This window comes from Streptomyces olivaceoviridis (assembly GCF_014650115.1).
Taxonomy (GTDB): domain Bacteria; phylum Actinomycetota; class Actinomycetes; order Streptomycetales; family Streptomycetaceae; genus Streptomyces; species Streptomyces olivaceoviridis.
The window spans coordinates 1-2,362 of sequence record NZ_BMUI01000096.1; the positions used below are offsets into that span (position 1 = coordinate 1).

Sequence of the window (2,362 nt, forward strand, 5' to 3'; positions counted from 1 at the left end):
CGACCTGTCCGGCGGCGGACAGCCCCACCGTGACGGGTACGTCGACGATCTTGCCGTCGCGCTGCACCCGCACCCGGGCCCGCCCGTCGGCGGTGGTGTGCACGGCCGCCACCGGCACCACCAGCGCGGTGCCCTTCGAGGAACGGAGACCCATGGTGATCTTGGCGGATCCACCCGCCTGGCCCCGCAGCGCGCCCGGCTCCGGCACCGAGACGGTCACCGGCACGGTCGCGGACGCGTCGGCGGAGTCGCTGCCGGAACCGGTGTCGCCCTGCGCCGAGGTGCCGATCCTCGTCACCACACCGGCGGCCTGGTGTCCGTCCGGGGTCTCGACGCGGGCCGCCATGCCCTGGTGCAACTGAGCGGCGTCCGCCGCCGGCATCTCGGCGTGCACCTCGATGTCCGAACTGGTCACGGTGGCGACCGGGCCGTCGGGGGCGGTGCCGACACGTGCCGTCACCTTGTCGACCCGCACCGGGAGGTTCGGCAGGAACACCACCTCGCCGGCCGGCACCTTCGTGCCGTAGGACGACAGGAACTCGCTGAGCGCACGGTTGGCCCGGTTGAGCTGGTCGCGTGCTGACTTCAGCCGAAGGCTGTGCTCGGCGTCCGAGGCCGGCGCCGCGGACGCGTCCCCGGACGCGCCCTGGCCGCCCTGTGCCTGCAGCAGGGCGAGCTGGGCCTGTGTGACGGCCTCCTCCAGATCACCGCGTTCCTTATCGTCCTGCGCGCTGGGCGTCTGCGGCTCGTACCCCTTGCTCTCGTACCACTTGGCCACGGCAGTGGCGGTGCCCGGTCCGAAGTGGCCGTTGACGCCTCCCGGGTCGTGTCCCAGCCTGCGCAGGGCCATCTGCAGCTGGCGGACGTCGTCACCCGAGATGCCGGGGGTGAGCGTGCGGTACATCGGCACGGAACCACTGAGCACGAACACCGGGCGTCCGCTGATCTGCATCAGGACGCTGCCCTCGTGCAGGGTGGCGCCCTGTTTCGGTGCCCTGGTCACCAGCTGGGCGGCGGGTGCGTCCGACGACGGGCCGGTGGTGGCCACGGCTCCGGCCGGGAGGACCGGCTGCGGGGCACCGAACGCCACGGTGCCCTGGGCTACCACGGTCGCCGTCAGCTTACGGTGCGCCACGGGAACCGTGACCGGTCCGGCCTTGGGCGGCTTGTGCGCGGCGGCGGCGTCGGCAGGGGACTGCATCCCCGTACCCGCGAACCAGCCGCCCGCGCCGACCACGACCACCGCCGCGATGACGACCGTGACCTGCTTGCCACGGGTCTGCGGCATACGGAGTGCGCGCCGTTTCATCCGGTGACGCCTTCGAACGGGTGCTTCGCCAGCTTCGGGAAGTACGCCGCGCGGAAGTTCTTGCCGCAGGTCAGGTCCTTGAGCGCGAGGTCGATCTCCTGGGTCAGCTTCGCGCGCGCCTGCGTTGCGCCGACGCTCTGCACGCCGCCCGCGGGCACCTGGTCGCCCACCTGAAACTTCACCATGTCACCGATGGACGTCGGCTGCGTGGTGGTGACGTTGATCCCGTCCCCGGTCAGGCAGGACGCGTACGACTGGGCGAGGGCCACGAGCTGGGAGTCACCGTTGAGGGCCTGTTGGTTGGCGAGCGCGCGCTCGCGGTCCTCGGCGGTCTGCCGATCGATCTCCGCCTGCGACTTGTCCGGTCCGTAGGCCTTCTCCCTGCCCTTCTTGAGGCAGCCCTCGTTGCCCGTCTTGCCCGCGAGGGCGGACTTCCAGGCCAACTGCTGCGACATCGGCAGGGAGCGAAGGTAGGACGAGTCCGGGTTGGCGGGCCCGTCGTTGTCGAGCTTCGGATCGTTGGGGTAGACGGCCTTCGCCCAGAGGCCGAAGCCGTACTTCTGCCGGTACTTCTTCGCCTCGGCGTAGTCCTGGCCGTCGACGGGGTCGGCGGCGGCCGGCTCGTCCGAGGACACGTGCGGGGTGTAGGTGAATCCCTTGGCCCGCATGCACGCGGCCACGGCGTTCTCCTGGATGTACTTCTTCTTGGTCGCCTCGTCGGCGTCGGCCGGAACCGCCAGCTCGCCGTTGGCCGCGGCAGTCGCGGACGGTTGCCCGTTCTCGCCGGGCGATGCGGAAGAGGTGGCGGAGTCGCCGCTCCCCCCGCATGCCGACACCGAGATGACGCCGATCGCTGCCATCGTCGGCCAGATGAGGCGCTTCTTGATTCTGTGAGTCATGTGTATCCACCTGGTGTGTCTGGGGCGGCACGGGTGTCGCCGTCCCGTTCGATTGCCTCAACAGGGCGGGAGGCGGGGCGGGTTGTACCGCGTCTTCACATGTGACATAGGGCACGTTTCAAGCTGTCGGCTACCGGTGAGGGCCGGCAACCGT

The 2,362-nt window shown here is 70.6% G+C and carries 2 protein-coding genes; both read right to left on the reverse strand.

The window, feature by feature from the left end:
- Positions 1 to 1,288 (reverse strand): peptidoglycan-binding protein (locus tag IE273_RS43030; protein ID WP_189820545.1); only part of this gene is annotated, 1,288 nt, incomplete at its 3' end.
- A 17-nt stretch (positions 1,289 to 1,305) separates the two neighbouring features.
- A complete protein-coding gene (locus tag IE273_RS43035) occupies positions 1,306 to 2,208 on the reverse strand; it encodes a hypothetical protein (RefSeq protein WP_189820546.1) in 903 nt (300 codons plus the stop codon).
- Positions 2,209 to 2,362 lie beyond the last annotated feature (154 nt).

Coding starts and splice junctions, on each gene's coding strand:
- IE273_RS43035 (WP_189820546.1), bottom strand. CDS start 2,208: ATGACTCACAGAATCAAGAAGCGCCTCATCTGGCCGACGATGGCAGCG.